This window comes from Embleya sp. NPDC020630, from assembly GCF_044334985.1.
Taxonomy (GTDB): Bacteria; Actinomycetota; Actinomycetes; order Streptomycetales; family Streptomycetaceae; genus Embleya.
This window is the reverse complement of the sequence record NZ_JBIRUB010000003.1, coordinates 923,099-948,709: the sequence shown is the minus strand read 5'-3', so window position 1 is coordinate 948,709 and position 25,611 is coordinate 923,099. Positions and strand designations below refer to the sequence as shown.

The 25,611-nt window shown below is 72.1% G+C and carries 21 protein-coding genes and 1 rRNA gene; 13 read left to right on the top strand and 9 right to left on the bottom strand.

Translation table 11 applies throughout. The features are described from left to right. Window positions 1-94 (top strand): 5S ribosomal RNA (gene rrf / locus ACH4XV_RS15640); the annotation flags it as partial. 883 nt (window positions 95-977) lie between these two features. On the opposite strand, the gene ACH4XV_RS15635 is transcribed toward rrf, so the two are convergent. Continuing rightward, a complete protein-coding gene (locus ACH4XV_RS15635; RefSeq protein ID WP_395789952.1) occupies window positions 978-1,625 on the bottom strand; it encodes a hypothetical protein in 648 nt (215 codons plus the stop codon). Window positions 1,626-2,177: 552 nt separating this feature from the next. Between ACH4XV_RS15635 and ACH4XV_RS15630 the strand changes: the two genes are divergently transcribed. Then, window positions 2,178-3,113, top strand: coding sequence for a sensor histidine kinase (locus tag ACH4XV_RS15630; RefSeq protein WP_395789950.1), 936 nt, complete (start codon window positions 2,178-2,180; stop codon window positions 3,111-3,113). After that, the gene (locus tag ACH4XV_RS15625; RefSeq protein WP_395789948.1) at window positions 3,110-3,799 is read left to right on the top strand and encodes a response regulator; all 690 of its coding nucleotides are present in this window, start codon (window positions 3,110-3,112) and stop codon (window positions 3,797-3,799) included. Before ACH4XV_RS15630 ends, ACH4XV_RS15625 begins: the two co-directional genes overlap by 4 nt. Window positions 3,800-3,871: 72 nt before the next feature. Here the strand turns inward: ACH4XV_RS15625 and ACH4XV_RS15620 are convergent, their stop codons facing one another. From ACH4XV_RS15620 to ACH4XV_RS15600, 5 genes are read right to left on the bottom strand one after another with little or no spacing between them, the layout of a single operon-like run. Next, window positions 3,872-5,167 (bottom strand): DUF58 domain-containing protein, encoded by a 1,296-nt coding sequence (locus tag ACH4XV_RS15620; protein ID WP_395789946.1) that lies wholly within the window; start codon window positions 5,165-5,167, stop codon window positions 3,872-3,874. 6 nt (window positions 5,168-5,173) lie between these two features. Further along, on the bottom strand, window positions 5,174-6,142 hold the full coding sequence (locus ACH4XV_RS15615; RefSeq protein ID WP_395789944.1) for an AAA family ATPase: 969 nt from the start codon (window positions 6,140-6,142) through the stop codon (window positions 5,174-5,176). Then, entirely contained in the window at window positions 6,139-7,410 is a 1,272-nt protein-coding gene (locus ACH4XV_RS15610) for a DUF4350 domain-containing protein (protein WP_395789942.1), read from the bottom strand. The genes ACH4XV_RS15615 and ACH4XV_RS15610 overlap by 4 nt, the downstream gene beginning before the upstream one ends. Continuing rightward, window positions 7,407-8,078 (bottom strand): DUF4129 domain-containing protein, encoded by a 672-nt coding sequence (locus tag ACH4XV_RS15605; protein WP_395789940.1) that lies wholly within the window; start codon window positions 8,076-8,078, stop codon window positions 7,407-7,409. Before ACH4XV_RS15605 ends, ACH4XV_RS15610 begins: the two co-directional genes overlap by 4 nt. After that, window positions 8,075-9,598 carry a hypothetical protein gene (locus ACH4XV_RS15600; RefSeq protein WP_395789938.1) on the bottom strand — a complete coding sequence of 508 codons (1,524 nt, stop codon included), beginning with the start codon at window positions 9,596-9,598 and terminating at the stop codon, window positions 8,075-8,077. Before ACH4XV_RS15600 ends, ACH4XV_RS15605 begins: the two co-directional genes overlap by 4 nt. 362 nt (window positions 9,599-9,960) lie before the next feature. Here ACH4XV_RS15600 and mtrA point away from each other — a divergent pair, with 362 nt between their 5' ends. The 6 genes from mtrA (at window position 9,961) to ACH4XV_RS15570 (ending at window position 16,695) form a co-directional block, all read left to right on the top strand. Beyond that, the gene (gene mtrA, locus ACH4XV_RS15595; protein ID WP_026219725.1) at window positions 9,961-10,638 is read left to right on the top strand and encodes an MtrAB system response regulator MtrA; all 678 of its coding nucleotides are present in this window, start codon (window positions 9,961-9,963) and stop codon (window positions 10,636-10,638) included. A 97-nt stretch (window positions 10,639-10,735) separates the two neighbouring features. After that, complete coding sequence (mtrB, locus tag ACH4XV_RS15590; RefSeq protein WP_395790012.1) at window positions 10,736-12,451, top strand: MtrAB system histidine kinase MtrB; 1,716 nt, start codon at window positions 10,736-10,738, stop codon at window positions 12,449-12,451. Next, on the top strand, window positions 12,448-14,214 hold the full coding sequence (locus tag ACH4XV_RS15585) for an LpqB family beta-propeller domain-containing protein (RefSeq protein ID WP_395789936.1): 1,767 nt from the start codon (window positions 12,448-12,450) through the stop codon (window positions 14,212-14,214). Before mtrB ends, ACH4XV_RS15585 begins: the two co-directional genes overlap by 4 nt. A 101-nt stretch (window positions 14,215-14,315) precedes the next feature. Further along, window positions 14,316-15,197 carry a ComF family protein gene (locus tag ACH4XV_RS15580; RefSeq protein ID WP_395789934.1) on the top strand — a complete coding sequence of 294 codons (882 nt, stop codon included), beginning with the start codon at window positions 14,316-14,318 and terminating at the stop codon, window positions 15,195-15,197. Next, window positions 15,085-15,765: a ribosome hibernation-promoting factor, HPF/YfiA family gene (gene hpf, locus ACH4XV_RS15575; RefSeq protein ID WP_078977011.1), complete on the top strand. Its 681-nt coding sequence runs from the start codon at window positions 15,085-15,087 to the stop codon at window positions 15,763-15,765. The genes ACH4XV_RS15580 and hpf overlap by 113 nt, the downstream gene beginning before the upstream one ends. A gap of 219 nt (window positions 15,766-15,984) precedes the next feature. Continuing rightward, on the top strand, window positions 15,985-16,695 hold the full coding sequence (locus tag ACH4XV_RS15570) for a response regulator (protein WP_395789932.1): 711 nt from the start codon (window positions 15,985-15,987) through the stop codon (window positions 16,693-16,695). 70 nt (window positions 16,696-16,765) lie between these two features. Here ACH4XV_RS15570 and ACH4XV_RS15565 read toward each other — a convergent pair whose 3' ends face one another. Continuing rightward, window positions 16,766-17,974, bottom strand: coding sequence for a winged helix-turn-helix domain-containing protein (locus tag ACH4XV_RS15565; RefSeq protein ID WP_395789930.1), 1,209 nt, complete (start codon window positions 17,972-17,974; stop codon window positions 16,766-16,768). Window positions 17,975-18,002: 28 nt separating this feature from the next. Continuing rightward, window positions 18,003-18,533, bottom strand: a complete 531-nt coding sequence (locus ACH4XV_RS15560; protein ID WP_395789928.1) for a GNAT family N-acetyltransferase — start codon at window positions 18,531-18,533, stop codon at window positions 18,003-18,005. 139 nt (window positions 18,534-18,672) lie between these two features. On the opposite strand from ACH4XV_RS15560, the gene secA reads away from it, so the two are divergent. Further along, on the top strand, window positions 18,673-21,441 hold the full coding sequence (gene secA / locus ACH4XV_RS15555) for a preprotein translocase subunit SecA (protein ID WP_395789926.1): 2,769 nt from the start codon (window positions 18,673-18,675) through the stop codon (window positions 21,439-21,441). A 461-nt stretch (window positions 21,442-21,902) separates the two neighbouring features. Here the strand turns inward: secA and ACH4XV_RS15550 are convergent, their stop codons facing one another. Next, the gene (locus tag ACH4XV_RS15550) at window positions 21,903-22,544 is read right to left on the bottom strand and encodes an Rv3235 family protein (protein WP_395789924.1); all 642 of its coding nucleotides are present in this window, start codon (window positions 22,542-22,544) and stop codon (window positions 21,903-21,905) included. Between the two features lie 241 nt (window positions 22,545-22,785). Between ACH4XV_RS15550 and ACH4XV_RS15545 the strand changes: the two genes are divergently transcribed. Genes ACH4XV_RS15545 through pruA form a run of 3 tightly spaced genes read left to right on the top strand, consistent with a single transcriptional unit; the run spans window position 22,786 to window position 25,604 of the window. Further along, the gene (locus tag ACH4XV_RS15545) at window positions 22,786-23,244 is read left to right on the top strand and encodes a DUF6912 family protein (protein ID WP_395789922.1); all 459 of its coding nucleotides are present in this window, start codon (window positions 22,786-22,788) and stop codon (window positions 23,242-23,244) included. 26 nt (window positions 23,245-23,270) lie between these two features. Continuing rightward, on the top strand, window positions 23,271-23,930 hold the full coding sequence (locus ACH4XV_RS15540; protein WP_395789920.1) for an HAD family hydrolase: 660 nt from the start codon (window positions 23,271-23,273) through the stop codon (window positions 23,928-23,930). A gap of 45 nt (window positions 23,931-23,975) precedes the next feature. Next, the gene (pruA, locus tag ACH4XV_RS15535) at window positions 23,976-25,604 is read left to right on the top strand and encodes an L-glutamate gamma-semialdehyde dehydrogenase (protein ID WP_395789918.1); all 1,629 of its coding nucleotides are present in this window, start codon (window positions 23,976-23,978) and stop codon (window positions 25,602-25,604) included. Window positions 25,605-25,611: the final 7 nt, after the last annotated feature.

Sequence of the window (25,611 nt, the reverse complement as noted above, 5' to 3'; positions counted from 1 at the left end):
AACGCCCGGTCTCATTCCGAACCCGGAAGCTAAGCTCTCCAGCGCCGATGGTACTGCACTCGAAGGGGTGTGGGAGAGTAGGACGCCGCCGGAATTTACGTGTGAAAGGCCCGTCCCGAAAGGGACGGGCCTTTTGCGTTTCCCGATACCGTTTCCCGTTTCCATGTCCGGCGTGCGTCGCGCTTCGGGTGGCCGGTGCGGGGTTGATCCGAGTCGATGATGGGCCGCCGCCAGCGTGCGGGGCTCCAAGACACGGGCTTCCCGACGAGACGACCGTGTTGCTCACCGAAAAACCGGCCGGCAGCGGCGGGCAGGGAGGGCGGTCCGGTGGAGCTCCCGAGGGGCCTTCCCGAATGGGTCGGGCAGGGCATTTCGCGGTGCGGCGGGCGTGTGTGAGGGGCGGGAGTCCACGAAACCGGACGGCGCGAGGCGCCGTGGCCTCGGTGTGGGAGAAAACCGCAGGTCAGCGCGAAGCGAGGGCGTTTGAGGTGCCATCGGGATCCGGTTTCGGCCCCCACTGGGCACTTTGGGTCTCCTCACCGGAGCTGGGGAGGCCGGAGCACACGAAACCGGCACTCGACATCCGACTTTCCACGCCGACACCACAAAACCGCAGGTCACCGAAGCCTGAAGCCCACAACCACCCATCGCGATCCGGTTTCGAACCCCCACTCCCCGCCAAACGCCGTCGAAGCGCCCTCACCTACCCGGGAAGGCCACCCGGCGGACCCGACCGGACCGCCACCCCGCCCGCCCGCTGCCGGCCGGTTTTTCGCTGAGCAACACGGCCGTCTCGTCAGGAGCCCCAAGTCTTGGAGCCCCGCACGCCGGCAGCGGCCCACCACCGACACTGACCCGCCCCGCACCGGCCACCCGTAACCACAAGCGCGACGCACGCCGGAAGAGCCCCGCCCCCGCCGTTGGAGCGCAGTGAGGGCAGGGCGTGGGTGCTGGGTGGTGGCGCTGGTGGGGATTGGCTAGTTGGGGGTGTGTGGGGCGCGGCGGCGGAAGTAGGCGATTGCGGTCACGGTCAGGGCTGGGCCCCACAGGAGTAGTGGGGCGTAGGCGAGGGTCATTACCCAGTACGCGGTGCCGCTGGGGGAGTCGGGGGCGCCCATGTTTTCTGCGCTGTTCCAGGTGAGGATGCCCATGAGGCCGACGGTGCACAGCACGGCCGCGCCCAGTAGGGCCGGGATCGTGGCGGCCCAGCGGTTGACTGTGCGGCCGCCCAGGAATGGGATCCATCGTGGGACGACCTCGCCCCATCGTCGGACCAGGCCGAGGGTGAGCAGCGCGACCAGTTCGGCCAGGATGCTCAGGCCGAGCAGGTAGAACGAGTAGCGGCTCGGGAAGTTGCTCTCGTGCAGGAGATCGTCCTTGCCGAAGCCGAGCGGGATGCCGGCCGCCCCCGCGATGCGCCAGAGCCCCGAGGGCACCGTGCTGAGCACTGCCACGTGTGCGGCCCATACGGCGATGCGGGACGGGGCCGGGGTGCGGGGGCCTGTGGGCGCTGTGGTGCGGGCCTGCCCCTTGTGGATGTCGAGCGGGCGGTTGTTTTGGGACTTGGTGGCTGCTGCCGGTGCCGGGGTTGTGGTTGTGGTTGTGGTGGTGACGCTGTCGAGCATGGTGAGTTCCTTCTGTGGGTGTTGGGTTGGCTCGATCAGCTTGTTGGGTGGGTGGTTGGACCGGCCATCGGCCGATGGGCGGATCTGATGGGGGTGCGGTCGGTTTGGTCTGCCGATCGGCAGAGGTGGGTGTGCGTGGGGCGTGTCTAGGCTCGGGTGGATGGACGACGGCGTACGACGGTGACGAAGCGGGAGTGGGGGAGCGGGGGTGCGCGGGTGATGGGGACAGGGCGTGGGGCCTCGATGGTGGCCGGGGTTGTCGGTGTCGGTGGGGTCGGGGTCGGGGTGGGGTTTGGGCAGAGCGTTTTTGCCGTGGTGCCGAGTGTTGTGGCGTTTGCCGTGTTGGTGTGGGTGGTTTGTGGGTGGGGGACGGTCGCCGGGCGGGCGGTGGTGATTGCCGGAGTTGGGGTTGGTGGGGTGTGTTTGGCGGGCCTTGTGGGGCAGTTGTGGTCGGCGCCCGAGGAGGCCGGGGGTTGGGGGCTTGCGCGGGTTGCGGTGTTGCTTGTGTTGGTTGGTGTTAGTGCGCGTGTGGAGGTCGGGCGGGGGGGTGTGGTGGCCGTCGTGATGCTCGGGGCGGCCGTCGCGTTGTGGTCGGTGCCCCTGGTGGAGTGGCGGGGCGGGCTGTTCGAGGCGTTCGGGGCGGTGGTGTTCTGGTGCCTGCCGGTGGGGGTCGCGGTCGTGGTGGGCGGCTATCCGCGGGTGGTCGAGCGGCGGCGGGTGGATGCGGTCGCGGCTGCGCGGCGGGAGCAACAGCTGGACATCGCGCGGGATTTGCACGACTACGTGGCGCATGACGTGAGTGGCATCGTCGCGCAGGCGCAGGCCGCCCGGTTCGTCGGTGCCATCGATCCCGGGCAGGCGCTGGTCGCCCTGGAGCGCATCGAGCGGGCCGGCCTGGCGGCGTTGGCGTCGATGGATCGTATGGTCGCCACGCTGCACGTCGGCGATCCCGCGCGGGCCGCATCCCGGGAGGCGCTGCCCGGGATCGACCGACTCCCTGAACTGGTCGCCGACTTCACCACCCCCGGCGGCGCCGGTGCGATCCTGGCCGTCGACCCCGACCTGCCGGCCTGCGGCGACTCGCCGGCGCGGGTGTCCCGGGAGGCGTCGGCGACGGTGTACCGCGTCGTCGTCGAGGCGCTGACCAACGTGCGCCGGCATGCGCCGGGTGCCGCCGGCGTCGAGGTCGCGGTGACCTCGACGACTCGCCTCGGTCGACCCGCCGTGCGCGTGCTCGTGGTGAACCACGCCTCCCCGTACGGCGATTCAAGGCGTCGCGTCGATGTGCCCGGGCGTGGAGGCGGGGGTGGTGGGCGCGGTCTTGCGGGGCTGCGGGCGCGGGTGCGGGAGGCGGGTGGTGAACTCGATGCCGGGCCGTACCAGGACGACGGGGCCGGAGGATGGCGGGTCCATGCGGTGCTTCCGGCCCATCCCTCGAAAGACCTCTCGGCCGCACCCGGCATACCCCGTGAAGCGAGGATCGGTTGACCACGCGCATTCTGATCGCGGACGACCAGGACGACATCCGCAGCGGATTCCGGCTCGTGCTGGACTCGCAGCCGGACATGGTCGTGGTCGGGGAGGCGGCCGATGGTGTCGCGGCCGTCGAGGCCGCCGCGCGGTTGCGGCCGGACGTCGTGCTCGCGGACATCCGCATGCCCCGGCTCGACGGGCTCGAACTGACCCGCCGGCTGGCCGGGCCAGAAGTCGCCGCGCCCACGCGGGTGATCGTGGTGACGACGTTCGAAATCGACGAGTACGTACACACCGCGCTGCGGAACGGGGCGTGCGGGTTCCTGCTCAAGCGGTCCGGGCCGACGTTGTTGATCGAGGCGGTGCGGGCGGCGATGGCGGGGGACACGTTGATCAGTCCGCAGGTCACGGTGCGGTTGTTGGATCATCTGTCGTCGGCTGCGGCTCCGGCCGCAGCTCCGGTTGCGGACGCGACTCGGCCCGCCGGCGCGGTCCACGACCCGCTCACCGCCCGGGAGCACGAGATCGTGCGGCTGATTGCCCGGGGGCACACCAACGCCGAGATCGGTGCCGATCTCTACATCTCCGCCGGTACCGCCAAGACGCATGTGGCGAACATCCAGGCCAAGTTGGGTGTGCGCAACCGGGTCGGGATCGCCGCCTGGGCGTGGGCGAACGGCCATGTCGCTCCGGGTGGGTAGCGGTGACGCTTTCACCCGATTCGACCCCGGTTCTGCCCCGGTTCGCCCCGATGCCGCCCCGGCTCCGGGCTGCTACAACCGCCCCGCCAGCTTCAGCGCCAGGTACATGTCCGTGACCGCCGACGCCAGTTCGCCCGGCGGCGCGTCCACCACCGTGACGTTTCCGCGGCGCAGGTCGGCCGCCGTGGTGCGGCGTTCGGCCAACTCCTTTTCGGCGGCGGCGGCTTCGTAGACGGCGGTCGCGTCGCCGCGGTGGGCGGCCATGCGGGTGATCGCCGGGTCGGCGACCGCTGCCACGATCACCTCGTGTCGGGCGGCCAGTTGCGGGAGTACCGGCAGGATGCCCTCCTGGACCGCCTCGCGTTCCAGGCCGGTCATCAGCACGATCAGTGAGCGGCGCGGGGAGCGGCGGAGGATTTCCGCGGCCAGGCCGCGGGCGTCGGGTTCGACCAACTCCGGTTCCAGCGCGGCCATCGCCTGGACGAAGGCGGGGAGTATCCCGTTTCGGGGCGCGCGGCGGACCTCGGCGCGGATCCGGCGGTCGTAGGCGAGCAGGTCGACCCGGTCGCCCGCGTGGTTGGCCACCGCCGTCAGCAGCAGGGTCGCGTCCATCGCGGCGTCCAGGCGCGGGATGTCGCCGATCCGGCCCGCGGAGGTGCGGCCGGTGTCCAGGACGACCAGGATGTGCCGGTCGCGTTCCGGGCGCCATGTGCGCACCACGACGCCCTGGTTGCGGGCGGAGGCGCGCCAGTCGATCGACTTCGCGTCGTCGCCGGGCACGTACTCGCGGAGCGTGTCGAATTCGGTGCCGGCGCCCCGGGTGAGCAGGGCCGAGCGGCCGTCGAGTTCGCGCAGGCGTTCCAGCTTGGAGGGGAGCAGGCGGCGGCTGGGGAAACCGGGCAGGACGCGCAGGCGCCACGGCACCAGGTGCGAGCCTTGGCGGGCGGCCAGGCCGAGTGGGCCGACGGAGCGCACGGTGACCCGGTGGGCGTGCCGGTCGCCGCGGCGGGTCGGGGTCATCGTGGTGGTGACTCGGCGGCGTTCGCCGGCGGGTACGGCCAGGTCGTGCCGCTGCGTGGTGGTGCCGGTGCTCGGCGGCCAGGCGTCGCGCAGTCGGCCGCGCAGCGCCCGGGTGCCGGGGTTGGTCACGGTCAGCGTCACCTCGGCGGGTTCGCCGAGGCGGACCGCGGTGTCGCCGGCGCGGGTGAAGGTCAGGTCGCGGACGCCGGCGGCGAGCAGCAGGTCGGTGAGTACGCCGAGCAGGAGCAGGCCCTCGACCACGGCCAGGCCGAGCAGCGAGGGCAGCAGCAGGCCGACCACCAATACGCCGATTGCCGCGGCCAGTACGGCGCGTCCGGTCAGGGCCATCGGCGGTTAACGCGGGACCGGGGTGTGGGCCAGTACGGAGTCGATCACCACGTCGGGGGTCACGCCCTCCATCTCGGCCTCGGCGCGCAGCCGTACCCGGTGTCGCAGCGCCGGGCGGGCCAGCGCCTTGACGTCGTCGGGGGTGACGTAGTCGCGGCCGGCGAGCCAGGCCCACGCGCGGGCGGCGGCGAGCAGCGCGGTGGCGCCGCGCGGGGAGACGCCCATGGCCAGCGACGGGGAGGTGCGGGTGGCCCGGCAGACGTCGACGACGTAGGCCAGCACCTCCGGCTCGACGCGCAGTTCGGCGACCGCCCGGCGGCCCGCGGCCAGATCGTCGGCGCCCGCCACCGGTCGGACACCCGCGGCGGCGAGGTCGCGCGGGTCGAAGCCCTCCGCGTGTCGGCGCAACACGGTGATCTCGTCGTCACGTTCGGGCAGCGGCAGGGTGAGCTTGAGCAGGAACCGGTCCAACTGGGCCTCGGGCAGCGGGTAGGTGCCCTCGTACTCGATCGGGTTCTGCGTCGCGGCGACCAGGAACGGGTCGGGCAGCGGGCGCGTGGTGCCGTCGACCGAGACCTGCCGCTCCTCCATCGCCTCCAAGAGCGCGGCCTGGGTCTTGGGCGGGGTGCGGTTGATCTCGTCGGCGAGCAGCAGATTGGTGAACACCGGGCCCTCGCGGAACGAGAACGCGGCGGTGCGCGCGTCGTAGACCATCGAGCCGGTGACGTCGCCCGGCATCAGGTCCGGGGTGAACTGCACGCGGGTGGTGGTCAGTTCCAGGCTGCGGGCGAGGGCGCGCACCATCAGCGTCTTGGCCACGCCGGGTACGCCCTCCAGGAGCACGTGGCCCCGGCACAGCAGGGCGATCACCAGGCCGGTGACGGCGGCGTCCTGGCCGACCACGGCCTTGCCGATCTCGCCGCGCAGGGCTTCGAGGGCGTCGCGCGCCCCGCGGGTCTGCTCGGGTGCGCTCACGTCGTGCGTACCTGCCTTATCAGCGCGTCGAGGTCGGCGGACAGGGTGACGAGGGCCTCGTCGCTCTCCGGGATCGCACCGTACAACAGGGCATGCACGTGTGCGGACGTGTGGTCGGTGCGGGCGGTGATCGCCGCGATCAGCGCGGCCTCGCCGGTGTCGGCGCCGAGCAGGCGCGCGAGGCGTTCGCGGGCGGCGGCGCGGAGCAGTCCGGCGGCGGTGTCCCGGGCCCGGCCGCGGCGGTACAGCCGGGCGCGGCCCTCGACGGTCTCGGCGGCGCGGACCACGACCGGCAGCGGTTCGGCCACGACCGGGCCGAGCCGGCGGGCCCGCCACAGCGCGAGCAGGACGGCGGCGACGGCCAGTTGGGCCGCGCCCCAGCGCCAGCCGGCGGGGAGCAGGTCCCACAACGAGTCGTCGGCGGGCGGGAGTTCGCCGCTGCCGGGCAGGTACCAGACCAGGCGCGGGTGGGCGCCGAGCAGGTTCAGGGCCAGTGCGGCGTTGCCGCGCGCGTCCAGGCGGTCGTTGGTGAGCAGGCTGCCGGAGCCGAGTACGACCGTGTCCCGGCCGGGCCCGGCCGGGGCGAGCACCAGGGTGGGCAGCCCCGCATACGGGTAGCAGCCGGTGGCGGTGGGGAACGGGCCGATGTCGAAGCGCCCGCCGCCGACGTCGGCGCTGCCCGCGCGTTGCGCCGCCGGGAGCCGGCAGTCCGGATCGAGCTCGCGGCCGGAGGTGTCGCGGGCGGTGCGTACGCCGGGGGCCAGGGCGTCGAGCGCGGCCTCGTCGGGGCGGATCAGCACGGTGCGGGCCGGCGCGGCGGCGGCGAGGCGGGCCAGGTGCGCGTCGGTGAGCAGGTCGGGGTAGGCCACCACGAGCGTGGTGTCGGGGCGGATCGCGCGCTCCGCCGCGTCGGCCGAGCGGACCAGTTCCACCTCGACGCCTCGGGCACGCAGCAGTTGGGCCACCGCCTTGCTGCCGGCCTTGCCGGTCGAGCGCGGGTCCAGGCTGCCCTCGTGGCGGTCGCCCTGGATCAGCACGAGGGCGGAGACGACGATCACCACGAGGGCGACCAGCGCCAGCGGGAGGCGCAGGCGGCGCCAGGTCTGCTCGGCGGTGCGGCCGAGGGGGGTGGGAGCGGGCAGGGTGGGGCCGGATGCTGCCGTGTCCGAGGTGCCCGGGGTTGCACCCGAGGTGCCCGAGCCGTCCGGCGCGGGGAAGTCCGGTGCCGCGGGGCCGGGTGCGCCGGGCCCCGCCGGGTCGGCGCTCATCCGGGGACCCGTTCGGCGGCGCGCGGACGGGCGGCGGCGCAGCGGGTGTCGAGGGCGCGCAACCGGTCGTCCAGGGACCGGTCGGCGGTCCGGCCGCCGTAGTGCACGTCGTCGAAGATCGCCGCCGCGGCGCGCAGGTCCGCGGCGACCTCGGGCAGCACCCGGCCGCCCTCGACGGCGGCCTCGTCGGCGGTGCGGCCCGGGCGTACGTCCAGCACGGCGCGTTCCTCCAGGTCCCGCACGATCGCCCGGAAACGTTCCCGGACCGCCTCGTCCCAGCGGCCGGCCGCGGCGTGCGCGTCGGCCGCCGCGCGGTGCCGGGCGGCCGGCATCGGGCCCTGCTCGCCGTACAGCGGCAACTCGGCACGCCGAGCCGCGCGCAGGGGCCCGAGCCGCAGCCGCAGCAGGACGAGCGCGCCGATCAGCACGAGCACGATCACCGCGAGGCCGGTGAAGCCGCCCGGGGTGTTGTCGCCCGCCCGGGAGACCAGGTCGCCGAGGCGGTCGAAGAGCCAGTCCAGGATCCGGCGCACCGGATGGGGGGCGTCGCGGTGGTACTCGACCCGGGACAGCTCGTCCCGGGCGGCATCCCGCGCGTCGTCGCGCGGGATGTCCACCGGTTCCCAGTCCCGGGGCAGGAGCGGGAGCGCGAGCGCGAGTCGGGTCACGCGGGCGTGGGTCCCGCGGCCGACCCGGTGCCGGTCTCCCCGTCCGGGACGCCGGCCGCGCGGGCGAGTTCGAGGTCGAGCGCCTCGCGGCGGATGCGCTGGTCGATGTACAGCAGCGCGGTCGCGCCGGCGGCGAACGGGTACAGCAGCGCGGAGGCGATCACCGCGCCGATGCCGGTGATCAGCAGGTCGACGAACGTGGGGTCGGGGATGTCGGACGCCTTGGAGGCGGTGATCGCCGTGAAGCCGTCGGAGACGAGCAGGAACGGCGTCTGGATGATGCCGCCGACGATCGCCATGATCAGCCAGATCAGCAGCAGGATGCCGCACACGCGCCACCACGAGCCGGTGACGAGCTTGCGCGAGCGCTCCAGGGCCTTGCGGACCGTCTGCTTCTCCAGCATCAGGACGGGGCCTGCGAGGGTCAGGCAGACGTACAGGTAGATCGCCGCGACCACGCCGCCGATCAGGCCGGGGAGCAGCAGCAGCGCGCCGAGCCCGTCGGCGCCGACGGCCAGCAGGGCCAGACCCGGCAGCATCGCCACGAGCATCGTGCCGACCGGGACCAGCCAGGTCGCGAAGGTGACCCCGAGCAGGCGTGGCAGCAGCGGGCGGACCGCCTTCCAGGCCTGCGCCGCCGACATGGACTTGGCGATCACCGCGCGGCTGACCACGACGGTGAGCATTCCGGTGGCGGCGATCTGGCCGAGGGTGGAGATCACGATCGGCACGATCACCAGGGCGGAGGTGTCACGCAGGTAGCGCCACAACTCCTCCCCGGTGGGGTCGTCGGAGAGGTCCTCGGGGGAGAACTCGCGGTTGAGCAGCCAGGTGGCCGGCACCTCGAGGCACTGGGTGAGCAGGGCGATCACGACGGCGATGCCGATCATGACCTTCCAGTGGGTGCGCATCGCGGCGAACGCGCCGTCCAGGATCTCGCCGACGCTCAGCGGGCGCAGCGGGATCACGCCGGGCTTGGCGGCCTGGACGTAGGGGCCGTTCCAGCCGGGGGGCGCGCCCCAGAGGGGCTGGGTGCCGCCCCAGCGCGGGTCGGATGCGGCGCCGGGGTGATCGGCGCCCTGGTGCGGGGGTCCCCAGCCGGCGGCCGGGCCCTGGTGCGGCGGCCCCCAACCGGTGGCGGGGGGCTGGACCGGCGCCCAGCCCGGTGCGGGGGCCTGCGGCGCGGGCCGGTCGGACTCCGGGCGGGCGGGCTTGTCGAGCGAGGTCGGCTTGTCCGGGGCGGCCGGGCCGTCCGAGGCGGCGCGATCGTCAGCGGCCTCCGACCGGTCCGAGGTGGCGGGACCGTTCGCCTCGACCGGCCCCTCCGAGGACGCGGCCTCGCCCGAGGTGGTCGGCTCGGGGGCGGTCGGCCCATCTGCGGCCGTCGTGTCGGCCGGGGACGAGGGCGTCGCGGGCTCGGGCTCGGGCGCGGATCGGTCGGGTGACGTGGCGTCGTCCGCCGGGCGTGCTGCGTCCGGCCCCGGGGCGTCCGGGGTGGGCCGGCCGGGCGAGTCCGTCATGTCGATTGCGCTCCTCGTCCTGATGGGTGGTGACTCATCGTGGCATGCCCGTGTGGCCCCTTGGTGAACGGGCGGCCGGCGGATCCGAACGACGGGCCGGGCGGGCCGGCCGGGTGGACAACGACGGGCGCCCGGTCACACGTTCCGGATGTTGCCCGGCGCCGGCCGCGAGGGTCGTGTCGATGGCCCGAAACGTCCGTTGCGTGCCCGGTCGGGACGGCGTACCTTCCGGCATTCGGGGTGACTCCGCACTCCCTGGGCGTGCCAATCGTCAGAGAAAGGTACGTTTTGTCACCCGAGGACGCGGCCGGAATCGGTCGGATGAGTGCAGGTCACAATCCGGTAATGCGACGATGAGGCACATGAAGGGACGCGTCCTCATCGTTGACGACGACACCGCACTGTCCGAGATGCTCGGCATCGTGCTGCGTGGCGAAGGGTTCGAGCCGTCGTTCGTGGCGGACGGCGACAAGGCACTCCAGGCATTCCGGGACGTCAAACCGGACCTGGTGCTGCTGGACCTGATGCTGCCCGGCCGCGACGGCATCGACGTCTGCCGCCAGATCCGTGCCGAGTCCGGCGTGCCGATCGTGATGCTCACCGCCAAGAGCGACACGGTCGACGTCGTGGTCGGCCTGGAGTCCGGAGCAGACGACTATGTGATCAAACCGTTCAAGCCCAAGGAGCTTGTCGCTCGTGTGCGGGCCCGCCTGCGCAGAGCCGAGGAACCCACCCCGGAGCAACTGGTGATCGGCGATCTGGTGATCGACGTGGCCGGCCATGCCGTTAAGCGGGACGGGCAGAACATCGCGCTGACCCCGCTGGAGTTCGACCTCCTTGTCGCACTCGCCCGCAAGCCCTGGCAGGTGTTCACCCGCGAGGTACTGCTCGAACAGGTCTGGGGATACCGACACGCGGCCGACACCCGCCTGGTGAACGTCCACGTCCAGCGGCTGCGCTCGAAGATCGAGCGTGACCCCGAGCGTCCGGAGACGGTGGTCACGGTGCGCGGGGTCGGCTACAAGGCGGGACCGGCCTGACCTTGAGATCGTCCCGGTGAGCACCGCACAGCGGTCGCCCTCCCCGTCGGCCTGGTCCCTCGCCCTGCGTCGTGTGCGCGGCGGCGTGGGCCGGGTCATGGCGCTGTGGAACAGATCGATCCAGTTCCGCGTCGTGGCCACCACCCTCGTGCTGTCCGTCGCCGTCACGGTGCTGCTCGGCGTGGTGGTGGTCGGCCAGGTCCGCAACGGCCTGCTCGACGCGAAGGTGGCCTCCGCCCGGTCCCAGGCCCAGGGCGGCTTCGCCGATGCCCGCGCGCAGGCCGACGAGATCGCCACCAGCCCGGGCCGGCACGTCCAGGTCCCCACCGGCATGCCCGCCGGCATGCCCGCCGGCACGCCGGCCGGCGGCAACCGGGTGAACACCGGGGACTGGCTCAACGCGCTGGTCAAGCAGCTCTCCAGCGGCGGCCAGGGGGTGTACGACGTGGCCGCGACCAGTCAGGACACGGTGGACAGCCCGCCCGGGTCCGGCCGCAGCCCCCGCGCGTCCGGCGACGTGGTCCCCGACGACAGCGTGCCGGCCGAACTGCGCCGCGAGGTCGGGCTCAAACACGGGGTGGCGCTGCTCCAGTACACCCAGATCGTGCGCGAGGCCCAGCACGGCGAGGGCCCGGCGGAGACCACCCGCGAGGCCGGCCTGGTGGTCGGCGCCCAGTTGGAGGACCCCGACGGCGGCTCGTACCAGCTGTACTACTTCTTCTCCTTCGGTCCCGAGGAGAAGACCCTGGGCCTGGTGCGCAGCACGCTGGCCACCGCCGGGGTCTTCCTCGTGCTGCTCCTGGTGGCGATCGCGGCGCTGGTGACCCGGTGGGTGGTCACCCCGGTGCGGATGGCGGCCCGGATCGCCGAGCGGTTGGCGGCGGGGCGGCTGGAGGAGCGGATGCGGGTGGTCGGCGCGGACGATCTGGCCCGGCTGGGCTCGTCGTTCAACAAGATGGCGTCCAACCTGCAGAACCAGATCAGACAGCTGGAGGAGTTGTCCCGGGTGCAGCGCCGGTTCGTCTCCGATGTCTCGCACGAACTGCGTACTCCGCTGACCACCGTGCGGATGGCCGCCGACGTGCTGCACGAGGCGCGCGAGGACTTCGACCCGGCCACCCGGCGCTCGGCCGAGCTGCTGCAGAACCAGCTGGACCGGTTCGAGGCGCTGCTGTCGGACCTGTTGGAGATCAGCCGGTTCGACGCGGGCGCGGCGGTGCTCGACGCCGAGCCGGTGGATCTGCGCGACCTGGTGCGTCGGGTGGTCGAGGGTGCCGAGCCGCTGGCCGAGCGGCGCGGCAGCCGGCTCGTGGTGCGCGTGCCGGACAAGCCGTGCGTGGCCGAGGTCGATCCCCGGCGGATCGACCGGGTGCTGCGCAATCTGGTGGTCAACGCGATCGAGCACGGCGAGGGGCACGACGTGGTGGTCACCGTCGCCGCCGGGGAGGACTCGGTCGCGGTGGCCGTGCGCGACTACGGCGTGGGCCTCAAGCCCGGCGAGTCCTCGCTGGTGTTCGCCCGGTTCTGGCGGGCCGACCCGGCCAGGGCGCGGACCACCGGCGGCACCGGCCTGGGCCTGTCCATCGCGCTCGAGGACGCGCATCTGCACGGCGGCTGGCTCCAGGCCTGGGGCGAGCCGGGCGGCGGCTCGCAGTTCCGGCTGAGCCTGCCCAAGAACGCGGGTGGCGAGCTGGTGCGCTCCCCGCTGCCGTTGGAGCCCGAGGACTCGCGGGCCAATCGGGGCCTGGGGCCGGCGGGCTCGCCGTATCGGCGCGGCGTACGTACCGCCGGTTCCGCGGGAGGCAGTCGATGAGACGGATCACCCCGTTCCTGGCCCTGGTGTGCGTGCTGTGCGCGCTCAGTGCGTGTGCGTCGATGCCGCACAGCGGCAGCGTGCGCGAGGCGGCCAAGGGCGGCACCAAGGACCAGGGCCCGGAGCAGCAGGTGCGGGTGTTCGCCGTGCCGCCCAAGCCCGGCGAGCAGCCGTACGGCATGGTGGCCGGCTTCCTGGAGGCGGTCACCAGCGACGAACCCGACTACACCACCGCGCGCGCCTACCTGACCCCGGAGGCCCGGGCCAAGTGGGTGCCCACGCGCGAGATCGTGGTGCTCAACACGATCGCGAAGATCGAACTCGTGGCCGGCGCCGACGAGCGGACCTATCGGGCCGAGGTCTCCGGCACCCGGGTGGGCACCGTCGACAGCCGCAACGCCTATCAGCCCGAACAGCAGGCGGGCGCGCCCTACCTGGCCACCCTGCAACTGCGCCTGGGCACCGACAACCAGTGGCGGATCGCCGACCTGCCCGACGGGTTGATCCTGTCCAACGCCGAGTTCCACCGGATCTACCGGTCGGTCAACACGTACTGGTTCGCCACCTCGATGCCGCTGGGCCAGGACGTCCTGGTGCCCGATCCGGTGTATCTGCGCAGCAGGGTGGGGCTGACCTCGGCGCTGGTGCGGCAACTTGTGAACGGTCCCACCGACTGGCTGCGGCCGGTGGTGGAGACCGCCATCCCGGCCGGCACCGAGCCCGCCGACCGGGTGGTGTCGATCGAGGACAACCGCACCGCCCGGGTCCAGCTCAACCGGCAGGCCAGACTCGCGCAGGGCAAGAGCTGCGAGCGCATGGCCGCGCAACTGCTGTTCACGCTGCGCCAGGTATCGGGGGTGGACTCGGTCTCGATCACCGGCGGCGGTGCGCCGATGTGCCTGCTCTCCGACGACGACGCGGCGCGCTACGACCCCGCGCGGGCGGCCAAGACGCCCGGCCCCACCGGCTACTTCATCGCCAAGGGCGGCATGGTCAACGTGGTGCCCGGCAACCCGCCGGCGCTGCCGGGGCCCTTCGGCGACGGCACCTACAAGGTGGACCAGATCGCCGTCTCGCGGGACCAGTTCCGGCGCCGGATCGCGGGCATCGACACCGGCGGGCGCAAGTTGTGGGTCGGCGACGTGGACGGTCACGGCGAGGTCCAGGAGTGGCTGAACACCTCGCCCGGGTCGTTGTCGAGCCCGACCTGGGACGGCCGCGGCGTGTTGTGGGCGCTGGATCACACCAAGAACGCCGAGCAGGTGTTGGCGCTGTACGAGGACGAGCGGCGCCAGGTCACCAAGGTCGCGGTCGACGTGGAGGGCATCACCGCGGCCCGGATCACCGACCTGCGGTTGTCCTCGGACGGCGTGCGCGCGGCGCTGGTGCTGAACACCGGGCAGGTGATGGTCGGCCGGGTCGAGCGGCGCGTGAGCAACGGGCTGCCGGCCATCACCATCGCCGCGCCGCGCTCGGTGCTGCCCTCGCTGGTCGAGGTCAAGGCGATCTCGTGGAACGGTCCGGATCGGCTGGTGGTGCTCGGCAAGGAGGGCCAGGGCGCGCTGCAGCCGCAGATCGTGGACATCGACGGCGGTATTTCCATCTCGGTCGCCTCGGTCAACGGCATGCTGCACATCGCCGCGCCGGACGGCGCCGACCAGCCGCTGCTCGCCGACTCCGGCGAGCAGAACATCTACCAGCTGTCCCAGGGCAACAACTGGATCAAGGTGCACAGCGGCACGTACCCGGTCTACCCGGGGTAGCGCCCCCACCCGGGCCCGTGCGCCACGGCGCGCCATGACCGGATCGGGTGGTTGCGCGTGCGGCCGGTCCGTTTCGGGGCCGGGCGTGCGAGCTTGGGAGTATGGAACGGCGTCGGGTGCTCGCGACATGGGCCGACCTGGTGCTGCCCGTGTGCTGCGCGGGCTGCGCCGCGCCCGGCGCGCAGTTGTGCGCAGCCTGTCGGGCGGTGTTCGCCCCGGCGCCGCGGCCGGCCGACCCGGTCCCCGTGCCCGAGGGGATGCCGCCCGTACACGCGGTCACCGCCTACCAGGGGCCCGTGCGCTCGGTGCTCGCCGCCTACAAGGAGCACGGCGCGCGCCGCTTGGCCGGCCCCCTGGGGGATGCGCTGGCCCGGGCGGTGGCGGCCGGTCTCGCCGACGCGGCCGGGCCGTGCCTGCTGGTCCCGGTGCCCTCGACCCGCGCCGCGGTGCGTCGACGCGGTCGGGACGCCACCCGGGAGCTGGCACTGCGCGCGGCCGGCCGATTGCGCGCGACCGGGGTCCCCGCGCGGGTGCTCCCGGCACTGCGACATACCCGTCGAATCCTGGATCAGGCGGGCCTTTCGGCACATGAACGGAGGATGAACGTCCGCCGATCAATGATCGTTTCGGACAGGTTGGCGCCCTTGTTTACGGGCATTAGTGTGGTGATCGTCGTCGATGATGTTTGCACCACCGGCGCAACTCTCGCGGAGGCGACCCGTGCGGTCCGAGCCGTGGGAGGGCGAGTCGAGGCGGCGGCCGTGGTGGCCGCGACCGCTCGGCGGCGCGGGACGGAGCAGGGCCGTCGGCGACCTGGTCGGTCGGATGGGTGCCCACCTCTCCGGCATGGCGCAATGGATGGAGTTCTGCGTGGACATTGTCGTCAAGGGCCGCAAGACCGAGGTACCCGAGCGTTTTCGCAAGCACTGCGTCGAGAAGCTGGACAAGATCCGCAAGCTCGACGACAAGGTGATCAGCGTTGACGTGGAGGTGACCAAGGAGCGGAACCCGCGGCTGGCGGAGCGCTCGGACCGGGTGGAGATCACGCTGAACACGCGTGGCCCCGTCATCCGGGGCGAAGCCGCCGCGTCCGACCCCTACGCCGCACTCGACCTGGCGTGCGCGAGACTCGAGGCACAGTTGCGCAAGGCCGCCGACCGGCGGCGCGTGCACCATGGTCACCGCTCCCCCGTCTCGGTGGGCGCGGCCACTGCGGAGATCAATCACGCCGACCGGCTCAATGGGGCCGTGGTGGCGTCCGCGGAAGACATCGAGGCGGTGAAGAACGGCGAATTGAGGCCCCAGCCGCACATGGCGGGCCCGATCGAGGTGGATGGCGAAGGCCCCCTCGTGGTTCGCGAGAAGGTACACGCCGGGCGTCCGATGGCGCTCGACCAGGCGCTGTACGAGATGGAGTTGGTAGGCCACGACTTCTATCTGTTCATCGATTCGAGCACCAAGTGGCCGAGTGTGGTGTACCGCCGGCACGGCTACGACTACGGTGTGATCCACCTCAAGCCCGAGGACCGCGAGGACGGCGGACCGCAGTAGTCGCGGTCGGGCCGTCGCCGCGCGCCCTCTGGTCGTGATTCGACGCCGAAACCCTTCGGGGTTTCGGCGTCGGTTGCGTCTTCGACCCTGGCGTTCCCTGGCGAATGTTCCGCTTCGCAAGTACGTTCCGTACATAACGCCCATCAGGGCCTGGCGTCGTGGCGATCACGTGGGATCATGTCCTGGACACGGATCGTGCCGACCCAGGGGGGAAACACGGTGGGTGAACAGTCTGTTCCGGCCCGCGTGGAGCACGGCTCAGCGAGCGAACCGATTCGCGTGCTGGTGGTCGACGATCACGATCTGTTTCGCCGCGGTCTGGATATCGTGCTCGCGCCGGAGCCCGACATCACCGTGGTCGGCGAGGCCGGGGACGGCGCCGAGGCGCTGGAGGCCGCGCAGGACCTGCTGCCCGACATCGTCCTGATGGACGTGCGCATGCCCAGACGCGGCGGTATCGAGGCGTGCACCGCGATCAAGGAGGTCGCGCCCAGCACTCAGATCATCATGTTGACGATGAGCGAGGAAGAGGCCGACCTCTACGACGCGATCAAGGCCGGCGCCACCGGATATCTGCTCAAGGAGATCTCGCACGGCGAGGTGGCCTCGGCGATCCGCGCGGTGGCCGACGGACAGTCGCAGATCAGCCCGTCGATGGCGGTCAAGCTGCTGACCGAGTTCAAGTCGATGAGCCGGCGCGACGACGAGCGCCGCCTGGTACCGGCGCCGCGGCTGACCGACCGCGAGATCGAGGTGCTGCGCCTGGTGGCCACCGGGCGCAACAACCGCGACATCGCCAAGCAGTTGTTCATCAGCGAGAACACCGTGAAGAACCACGTGCGCAACATCCTCGAGAAATTGCAGCTGCATTCGCGCATGGAGGCCGTGGTCTACGCGATGCGGGAGAAGATCCTGGAGATCGGCGACTGAACCGGGGCGCGTCCCGGGCGCGGGCGGGCCCGGGTCGGCCGGACGCGGACGCCCGGCCGACTCCGGCCGGTCAGCGCGCGAGCAGCGCGGTCAGCCGCGCGCGGGTGCTCTCGTGGTCCAGCGCCTCGATCCGCACGTCGTCGCACCCCACCCATCCGGCGGCCGCGCGCAGCGCCTCGGCCGCGCCGGCCAGCACCCGCTCGCCGACCGCGGCGCCGGCCTCGAAGGACATGCGCCGGGCCACCAGGGTGCGTCCCTCCCGGGCCGGGTCCACCCGGCCGACCAGCCGCCCGCCCGCCAGTATCGGCATCACGAAGTAGCCGTGCACCCGCTTGGCGGCGGGCACGTACGCCTCCAGGCGGTGTGCGAAGCCGCCGAACACCCGGGCGGTGCGCGGGCGATCCCACACCAGCGAGTCGAACGGCGACAACAGCGTGGCGCGATGACGCCCACGCGGCGGCGCGGCGAGCGCGTCGGGGTCCGCCCACGCACCCTCGCGGGCGGCCCGTTCGCCCCAACCCGCGACCGCGACCGGGACCAGGCCGCTGCCGGGCAGGGCGGCGTCGACCTGGGCCCGGGTCAGCCGGTACTGGTCCATCAGGTCGGCCCGGGTGGCCACGCCGAGCTGCCGGCCGGCCAGGCGCACCAGGCGGCGCAGGCACTCCGCGTCGTCGGGCTCCTCGGCGAGCAGGGCCGCCGGGACCACACGTTCCGGCAGGTCGTACACCCGCTTCCAGCCGTCGCGGCGCACGCAGACCACGTCGCCGAAGGCCAGCGCGCGCTCGACGGCGATCTTGGTCTCGCTCCAGTCCCACCACTCGCCCTTGTTCTTGGCTCCGCCCAGCGCGGTCGCGGTCAGCGGGCCCTCGGCGCGCAGGCGCTCCAGGACGGTGTCGAACGACTCCTTCGACACCTGGTGGCCCCACAGGTGGCCGCGGCCTCGGTAGTGCCGGCGGCGGAAGGCGAAGTCCGGCCAGGTCGACATGGGCAGCACGCAGGCCGCGTGCGACCAGTATTCGAACGCGGTCTCGCCGGACCAGTACGCGCTCTCGACGGTGGCGCGGCCGACGGGGCCGAGCCGGGAGTAGGGCACCAGCTCGTGCGAGCGGGCCAGCGTGGAGATGGTGTCGAGTTGTACCGCGCCCAGCGAGTGCAGCACGCCGAGCACGCCCGCCCGGCGATCGGGGGCACCCAGCAGGCCCTGCGCGGCCAGCACGATGCGGCGGGCCTCGTCGGCGGTCAGCTCGGCGTCCGGCGTGAAGGTCGGCTGTGAGGTCATGGCCGCCACCTTAGAACGTGTGTTCGCATCAGGTGTCCGTGGCGAGCCGGGCGTGCAGATGTACGTCGGTGAACTCCTCGCCGAAGCCGGTGAGGCAGCCGCGCAGTACTCCTTCGAGTGCATATCCCGACGCGTTGGCGACGGCGCACGAGGCGGAGTTGGCCACCGCGTGGCGCAGTTCCAGACGATGCAGCTCCAGCGCGCCGAACGCCCAGCGGGTGAGCGCGCCGACCCCGTGCCGGGCGACCCCCCGACCGCGCGAGGACTTCAGCGTCCAGTAGCCGACCTCGGCCGTGCGCCACTGCGGCGACACCTTCCACAGCGCGACATGCCCGTGGACCTCGCCGCTGACCGCGTCCATCACCGCGAACGAGGGCCCCTCGCCGCTTGCCCATCGTTGCTCGCGCGCGGCCAGCCACGCGTGTGGATCCTCGTCCTCGGGCACCGGCGGGCGGTGCACGATCAGCTCGTCGGCGAGCGCGCCGGCGATCACGTCGACGTCGTGTTCGTTCCAGGGGCGGAGCTGAAAGCGTCCTGCCGCGATCTCCACAGGTTCCATGCCGGTCACTGTGCCGGCCCGCGAGGCTCGATCCGGGCTTGCCTCCTCGCATACGATGGCCGTATCGGCGGGACGGGCCCCGCCGTGCCGTCACGTCCGAAAGGCGGGCGGGCGCCGTCGGGCAAGGAGCTCATCCAGCGTGTCTATCTTCGACAAGGTCCTGCGCGCCGGCGAGGGCAAAATCCTGCGCAAGCTCAACCGCATCGCAGATCAGATCGAGTCGATCGAAGACGACTTCAAGGACCTCTCCGACGCCGAGCTGCGCGCGCTGACGGACGAGTACAAGCAGCGCTACGCCGATGGGGAAACCCTCGACGACCTGCTGCCGGAAGCCTTCGCCACGGTGCGCGAGGCCGCGCGCCGCACGCTCGGTCAGCGGCACTACAAGGTGCAGCTGATGGGCGGCGCCGCGCTGCACCTGGGCAACATCGCCGAGATGCGCACCGGCGAGGGCAAGACCCTCGTGTCCACCCTGCCCGCCTACCTCAACGCCATCGCCGGCGAGGGTGTGCACGTGGTCACGGTCAACGACTACCTCGCCGAGCGCGACTCGGAGTGGATGGGTCGTGTGCACCGCTTCCTCGGTCTGACCGTGGGCTGCATCCTGGCCAACATGCCGCCGCACGAGCGGCGGAAGGCGTACGGCTACGACATCACGTACGGCACCAACAACGAGTTCGGCTTCGACTACCTGCGCGACAACATGGCGTGGTCGGCCGACGAGCTGGTGCAGCGCGGCCACTTCTTCGCCGTGGTCGACGAGGTCGACTCGATCCTCGTCGACGAGGCCCGCACCCCGCTGATCATCTCCGGCCCGGCCGACCAGGCCACGAAGTGGTACGCCGACTTCGCGACCATGGTCAAGCGGCTCAAGCGCGGCGAGGCCGCGAACCCGCTCAAGGGCATCGAGGAGACCGGCGACTACGACGTCGACGAGAAGAAGCGCACCGTCGCCATCCACGAGTCCGGCGTCGCCCGGGTCGAGGACTACCTGGGCATCGACAACCTCTACGAGGCGGTCAACACCCCGCTGGTCGGCTACCTGAACAACGCCATCAAGGCGAAGGAGCTGTACAAGCGGGACAAGGAGTACGTCGTCGTGGACGGCGAGGTGCTGATCGTCGACGAGCACACCGGCCGCATCCTCGCCGGTCGCCGCTACAACGAGGGCATGCACCAGGCGATCGAGGCCAAGGAGGGGGTGGACATCAAGGACGAGAACCAGACCCTGGCCACCGTTACCCTCCAGAACTTCTTCCGCCTGTACAAGAAGCTCGGCGGCATGACCGGTACCGCGATGACCGAGGCCGCCGAGTTCCACCAGATCTACAAGCTCGGCGTGGTGCCCATCCCCACCCACCGTTCGGTGCAGCGCGTGGACCAGTCCGACCTCGTGTACAAGACCGAGGAGGCCAAGTTCAACGCGGTGGTCGAGGACATCACGCAAAAGCACGAGAAGGGCCAGCCGGTCCTGGTCGGTACCACCAGCGTGGAGAAGTCCGAGTACCTGTCCGCCCAGCTGCGCAAGCGCGGCGTGCCGCACGAGGTGCTGAACGCCAAGCACCACGAGCGCGAGGCGCAGATCGTCGCGCAGGCCGGCCGCAAGGGCGCGGTCACGGTGGCCACCAACATGGCCGGCCGAGGCACCGACATCATGCTCGGCGGCAACCCGGACCACCTCGCCGCGGCCGAACTCGCGCAGCGTGGGCTGACCCCGACCGAGACGCCGGAGGAGTACGAGGCGGCCTGGCCGGAGGCGCTGGAGAAGGCCAAGAAGGCGGTCAAGGCGGAGCACGAGGAGGTCTCCGACCTCGGCGGGCTGTACGTGCTCGGCACCGAGCGGCACGAGTCCCGCCGGATCGACAACCAGCTGCGCGGTCGTTCCGGGCGCCAGGGCGACCCGGGCGAGTCGCGGTTCTACCTGTCGCTGGGCGACGACCTGATGCGCCTGTTCAAGGCCAACATCGTCGAGCGGGTGCTGACCCTGGCCAACGTGCCCGAGGACCAGCCGATCGAGTCGAAGATGGTCTCGAACGCGATCAAGTCCGCGCAGACCCAGGTCGAGCAGCAGAACTTCGAGATCCGCAAGAACGTGCTCAAGTACGACGAGGTGCTGAACCGGCAGCGCGAGGTGATCTACGGCGAGCGCCGCCGGGTGCTCGCGGGGGAGAACCTGCAGGAGCAGATCGGGCACTTCATCGACGACACCGTCGAGGCGTACGTGCACGGTGCGACCGAGGGCTTCGCGGAGGAGTGGGACCTCGAGAAGTTGTGGGCCAACCTCAAGCGGCTGTACCCGGTCAGCATCACGATCGAGGAGGTCGAGGAGGAGTTCGGCGACCGCTCGGAGCTGGACACCGAGCAGCTGGTCGAACTGCTCCGGGCCGACGCCCAGGCCGCCTACGCGCTGCGTGAGGAGAAGCTGGGCGAGGAGGTCATGCGCGAGCTGGAGCGGCGGGTCATCCTGTCGGTGCTGGACCGCCGGTGGCGCGAGCACCTGTACGAGATGGACTACCTCCAGGAGGGCATCGGCCTGCGTGCGATGGCGCAGCGCGACCCGCTGGTGGAGTACCAGCGCGAGGGCTTCGACATGTTCAACGCCATGATGGAGGGCATCAAGGAGGAGTCGGTCGGCTACCTCTTCAACGTCGAGGTCGAGATCGAGCAGGTGCCGGAGGCGCCGAGCATCTCGATCGACAAGGCCGCGCCGCTGCCGGAGATCCACGCGAAGGGGCTCGACGCGCCCCAGCGGCCGGCGCACCTGCAGTACAGCGCGCCCACGATCGACGGCGAGGGTGGCGTGATCACCTCCGAGGAGAACTTCGACGAGGACGCGGACGAGGTCGAAGAGGGCGCGACGCGGGCCGAGCGGCGGCGGGCGCAGCGGGCGAAGCGGAAGAAGAAGTAGGCGGGGTCCTCATACGCCGGACGGGCTGAGGGGATGCTGGTTGGCCGGTGGCCGTAGGCGGTGTCGTGGGTCGGTTTGGCCGGCGTGCGGCCCGCCGGTCCTCACGCGCCGGACGGGCTGAGAGGGCGCCGTTGGCGGTGGTCGTGGATGGTGGCCTCGGTCGGGCTTTGGCGGCCTGCGGCCTGCTTGTCCTCAAGCGCCGGACGGGCTGAGAGGGCGCCGTTGGCGGTGGTCGTGGATGGTGGCCTCGGTCGGGCTTCGGCGGCCTGCGGCCTGCTTGTCCTCACGCGCCGGACGGGCTGGAGTTTGGTGGCGTAGGGCTTGAGGGCCCGCGCCCCGCGAGCCTCGCCCCGGGCCTCGCGCCCCGTGCTGTGCGAGGCCCGCCTCGTGGCTGGTGGGTCCGGTGGGATGATGGTGTGTGGGTGAGGGCCCGGACCTGTTGGTTCGGGCCCTCTTTGTTTTCAGGCCAGTTCGTCGTGTTCCAGGGCTGTGCAGAGCCAGGTGTTGGTGGGGTGGCGGGTGGGGGCGTCGCGTTCCAGGCGGAAGGCGACGGTGAGGACCCAGGAGGGGGCGCGTAGGCGGGCGTAGCCCTCGGCGATGCCTTCGGCGGGGGCGTGGCCGCCGCAGGACTCCACTCGCAGGTGTCCGACTCGGCGGGCGGCGAGGCGGCGGATCAGGTGTTGTGTGGTGCCGTAGACGGGCGCGGAGGCGTACGGGCGCAGTTGGGTGAGTGCGCGTCGGCCCGAGGCGATCTCGGCCAGTGCGTGGGCCAGCCGTTGGGAGCGCAGCCGGGCCTCGGTCGGGTCCGGTTCGGCCAGGGCGGGGACCAGGCGCAGCGCGGGCCGCGGGTTGGGTTGCGGCGCGGGGCGGAAACCGGGCCGGGAGTCGGATCCGTGTTCGGGGTGGGGCAGCAGGTGGGGCAGCGGGTGCGGGGCGTGGGCCAGGTTGCCGTGGGTCAGGTTGCCGTGGGTCAGGTTGGTGACGCGGCCCGGTGGGCGCAGCGGGATCACCTCGGCGACGGCCGCGGTGTCGAAGGGGGTTTCGCCGGCGGGGGCTCGGACCACGTACAGGCGTGGTGGCGAGCCGGTGTTCGTGTGGACCATGGGTCCTCCCCGTGAAGCGGATGTGACGGTTGTGGCGCACCCGTCCCGCTCGTTCCCCCGACCGGGACGTGTGCAGGCACTTCCTAGCCGGCCCGCGCCGTGCGGTCAACCATTCGTCTGGACGCCGCTGCGATTACGCTGACGCGCGTCGACTCACGCGTGGTGGCGCCGGGTCGGCCCTGGTTTCGGCGCTCTTCGTCCCCGAAGGAGTGTCCGGATTTCACTCGATTGGAGTCGCCCGATGCGCGTGTTCATCCCTACGACGCCCGCCGGCCTGGCCGCGGTGCACGCCGCCGGCGGGATCGAGTCGGCGCCGCTGCCGGCGTACGCGGTCACCGAGGCGTTTCGCGCGTGGTACGGGAGCGACGACGAGGAGGAGCTGGAGTACGGCGCGCTGACCCGCGCCGCCGAGGGCTCGCTGCGGTTGCTCGCGGCCGAGCGGGGCGCGGTGCGTCGGGTCGTGCTCGCGGCGGATGTGCCCGACACGCTGGTGGCCGAGCGGGAGGACGGCCCGGGCGCGGTCCTGGTCGACGCGCGTGTGCCGCGCAAGCGGATCGCGGCGGTGCACATGGACACCGCCGACGCGGAGGAGGCGGTCGCCGCGGCGCTGGCTGGCGGCCTCACCGACGAGCTGATCGAGGCCGCCGAGGAGCACGAGCTGCTGTGGTTCGCGACACAGGAGCTGGCCGACCTGCTGTGACGGCCGGCACGGCACAATCAAGGTCCATGACGTATCGGAATCCGCACCTGGTTTGGGACTGGAACAGCACCCTGTTCCACGACTTGGACGCGATCATCGAGGCCACCAACGCCTCGTTCGCGCTGATCGGACTGCCGCCGATGACGCTGGAGCGCTATCGGGAGCTCTACTGCGTGCCGGTGCCGAAGTTCTACGAGAAGGTCGTCGGCCGGGTCCCGGACGCGGACGAGTGGATCCGCCTCGACCAGGCCTTCCAGGAGGTCTACACCCTGCACAGCGCGCGCTGCGAACTCGCCGTCGGCGCGGACGAGCTGCTGCACGCCTGGCAGCGCGAGGGCGGTACCCAGTCGCTGCTGTCGCTGACCGCGCACGAGGCGCTGATGCCGTTCGTGCGCCGGTTCGGGATCGAGGAGCGGTTCGTGCGGGTGGACGGGCGGGTGGGTCCGCCGGGCGGCGGCAAGGCCGAGCACCTGGTGCGGCACCTGGCGGCGCTGGAGCGGGACCCGGCCGACGTGGTGCTGATCGGCGACGCCGCCGACGACGCGGCGGCCGCGCTGCACGTGGGCGCGCGGGTGGTGCTGTACGCGGGCGGCTCGCACGCGCGGGCCGGCCTGGAGGGCGTCGGGGTGCCCGTGGTGGACTCGCTCGCCGAGGCGGTCGAGCTCGCGCGTACCTACGTGCGCTGACCACCCTCGCGCATCGATTGTCCGGTTCGTGGGCACTGCGCATCCATGGATGCTGTGACCCGGGTGCCCCCGCCGAGCAACGAACCCGTCCACGGCTACGCGCCGGGCAGCCCCGAGCGGGCCCGCCTGCAGGAGCGGTTGGCCGCGTTGTCCGCCACACCCGTGGATCTGCCGCACACCATCGGCGGTGAACACCGGATGGGCGCGGGCAAGCGTGTGCAGTTGGTCCAGCCGCATCGGCGCGCGGGCGAACTGGGCACCCTCGCCAACGCGACCCACGACGACGCGCGGGCCGCGCTGACCGCGGCGAAGGAGGCCGCGCCCGGGTGGCGCGCGCTCGACTTCGACGACCGGGCGGCGATCATCCTCAAGGCGGCCGACCTGCTCGCCGGGCCGTGGCGCGAGACCGTCGCCGCCGCGACGATGCTCGGTCAGGGCAAGACGGTGCAGCAGGCGGAGATCGACGCGCCGTGCGAGCTGATCGACTTCTGGCGGTTCAACGTCGACTTCGCCCGGCGGATCATGGCCGAGCAGCCGAGCAGTTCCCCCGGGGTGTGGAACCGGCTGGACCACCGGCCGCTGGAAGGCTTCGTGTACGCGGTCACCCCGTTCAACTTCACCGCCATCGCCGGCAACCTGCCGACCGCGCCCGCGCTGATGGGCAACGTGGTGTTGTGGAAGCCCTCGCCCACCCAGGCGCTGGCCGCGCACCACGTGATGCGGCTGTTGGAGGCGGCCGGTCTGCCGCCGGGGGTGATCAACCTGCTGCACGGCGACGGCGTGGCGGTGTCCGATGTGGCGCTGGCCGACCCGGACTTCGCGGGGCTGCACTTCACCGGATCCACCGCGACGTTCAAGCGGCTGTGGCGGGGCATCGCCGACAACCTCGACGCCTACCACGGCTATCCCCGGATCGTCGGCGAGACCGGCGGCAAGGACTTCGTGGTCGCACATCCCAGCGCCGACCACGACGTGTTGCGCACCGCGCTGGTGCGCGGCGCGTTCGAGTACCAGGGCCAGAAGTGTTCGGCCGCCTCGCGCGCCTACATCCCGCGCTCGATCTGGGAGAGCGAGTTCCGCGACGCGTTCCTGGCCGAGGTGGACGGGTTGTCGATGGGCGACGTGACCGACCTCAGCCACTTCATGGGCGCGGTGATCGACGAGCGCGCGTTCGCCAAGCTCAAGGCGGCGATCGACCGGGCGCACGCCGCCGACGGCCTGCGGGTGCTCGCGGGCGGGACCTACGACGACGCGGTGGGCTGGTTCGTGCGGCCCACCGTGGTGCTCGCCGAGGATCCGTGGGACGAGGTGTTCACCACCGAGTACTTCGGGCCGTTCCTGGGCGTGCACGTGTACGAGGACCGCGACTGGGACACGATGCTCCGGCAGATGGAGTCGGCCGCACCGTACGCGCTCACCGGCTCGGTGATCGCCCGCGATCGGCGCGCGTTGGCGCGGGGCACCGACTTCCTGCGCTTCGCGGCGGGCAATTTCTACCTCAACGACAAGCCCACCGGTGCGGTGGTGGGGCAGCAGCCGTTCGGCGGCGCGCGGGCGTCCGGCACCAACGACAAGGCCGGCGCGATGCAGAACCTGATGCGCTGGACCAGCACGCGCACGATCAAGGAGACGTTCGACCCGCCGACCGACTACCGCTATCCGCACATGGGCTGAGCGCACG

What these genes read in the sequence shown, in the direction of transcription:
- ACH4XV_RS15635 (WP_395789952.1), bottom strand. Translation starts at nt 1,625, where the DNA reads ATGCTCGACAGCGTCACCACCACAACCACAACCACAACCCCGGCACCG.
- ACH4XV_RS15620 (WP_395789946.1), bottom strand. Translation starts at nt 5,167, where the DNA reads ATGGCCCTGACCGGACGCGCCGTACTGGCCGCGGCAATCGGCGTATTG.
- ACH4XV_RS15610 (WP_395789942.1), bottom strand. Translation starts at nt 7,410, where the DNA reads ATGAGCGCCGACCCGGCGGGGCCCGGCGCACCCGGCCCCGCGGCACCG.
- ACH4XV_RS15600 (WP_395789938.1), bottom strand. Translation starts at nt 9,598, where the DNA reads ATGACGGACTCGCCCGGCCGGCCCACCCCGGACGCCCCGGGGCCGGAC.
- mtrA (WP_026219725.1), top strand. Translation starts at nt 9,961, where the DNA reads ATGAAGGGACGCGTCCTCATCGTTGACGACGACACCGCACTGTCCGAG.
- mtrB (WP_395790012.1), top strand. Translation starts at nt 10,736, where the DNA reads ATGGCGCTGTGGAACAGATCGATCCAGTTCCGCGTCGTGGCCACCACC.
- ACH4XV_RS15585 (WP_395789936.1), top strand. Translation starts at nt 12,448, where the DNA reads ATGAGACGGATCACCCCGTTCCTGGCCCTGGTGTGCGTGCTGTGCGCG.
- ACH4XV_RS15580 (WP_395789934.1), top strand. Translation starts at nt 14,316, where the DNA reads ATGGAACGGCGTCGGGTGCTCGCGACATGGGCCGACCTGGTGCTGCCC.
- ACH4XV_RS15565 (WP_395789930.1), bottom strand. Translation starts at nt 17,974, where the DNA reads ATGACCTCACAGCCGACCTTCACGCCGGACGCCGAGCTGACCGCCGAC.
- ACH4XV_RS15560 (WP_395789928.1), bottom strand. Translation starts at nt 18,533, where the DNA reads ATGGAACCTGTGGAGATCGCGGCAGGACGCTTTCAGCTCCGCCCCTGG.
- ACH4XV_RS15550 (WP_395789924.1), bottom strand. Translation starts at nt 22,544, where the DNA reads ATGGTCCACACGAACACCGGCTCGCCACCACGCCTGTACGTGGTCCGA.
- ACH4XV_RS15545 (WP_395789922.1), top strand. Translation starts at nt 22,786, where the DNA reads ATGCGCGTGTTCATCCCTACGACGCCCGCCGGCCTGGCCGCGGTGCAC.
- ACH4XV_RS15540 (WP_395789920.1), top strand. Translation starts at nt 23,271, where the DNA reads ATGACGTATCGGAATCCGCACCTGGTTTGGGACTGGAACAGCACCCTG.
- pruA (WP_395789918.1), top strand. Translation starts at nt 23,976, where the DNA reads ATGGATGCTGTGACCCGGGTGCCCCCGCCGAGCAACGAACCCGTCCAC.